The sequence below is a fragment of the Bacillus cereus group sp. N6 genome, assembly GCF_016483705.1.
In the GTDB taxonomy this organism is placed as follows: Bacteria; Bacillota; Bacilli; order Bacillales; family Bacillaceae_G; genus Bacillus_A; species Bacillus_A wiedmannii.
In genome coordinates this window covers 1-793 of sequence record NZ_JAEHBI010000181.1, presented here as the reverse complement: position 1 = coordinate 793, position 793 = coordinate 1, and the positions used below count along the sequence as shown (strand labels likewise).

Sequence of the window (793 nt, the reverse complement as noted above, 5' to 3'; positions counted from 1 at the left end):
AGTATTTTTTTTCATGTTTTCAAATCGGAAACATGTATTTGGCCTGCTTTTTTGTCTGAAAAAGCTGAGTAGTTACGGAAAAAGTAAAAATATTTAATCGGAAACATTATTATTCAGATATCATTCTATTAACTGTACGTTGGTACCTGCGGTATAACCTCAGTTTTCGTAATTTGGTAGAAATGATGGAGGAAAGAGGACTATCCTTAGCTCATACAACGATTATGCGTTGGGTCCATCAATATGGGCCTGATTTAGATAAGCGAATTCGATGTCACCTCAAACAAACGAATGATTCCTGGAGAGTAGATGAAACGTATATAAAAGTAAAAGATCAATGGATGTACCTATATCGTGCCGTTGATTCTGAGGGAAACACAATTGATTTTTTTCTGAGTAAATCTAGAAATCATAAGGCTGCAAAGCGTTTCTTCAAGAAAGCTTTGCAGCCTCTTCATGTTTCTAAACCTCGTGTAATTACAGTTGACAAAAATCCAACTTACCCAATCGCTATTGAAGAAAGAAAAAAAGATGCCTGCCGGCATCTAAACGAGACAACTCAAATATTTAAATAACATTGTGGAACAAGATCATCGTTTTATTAAAAGACGGATACGCTCTATGTTGGGGTTCAAATCATTCCAAACGGCCGTGTCTATCTTAAGTAGTGTAGAAGCAATGCATATGATTAAAAAAGAGCAAATTGATTTGCCGGATCTGATATTATCCCCTTAAGGTAGACAGTGTAAAAAGACCATGAATACACATGGATGTTACACTTTTACTTGGAGGG

General features: G+C 35.8%; 1 pseudogene. It reads left to right on the top strand.

Annotated features, from left to right (window positions below):
- Positions 1–89 precede the first annotated feature (89 nt).
- Positions 90–735 (top strand): annotated as a pseudogene (locus JDS99_RS30765) (IS6 family transposase).
- Positions 736–793: the final 58 nt, after the last annotated feature.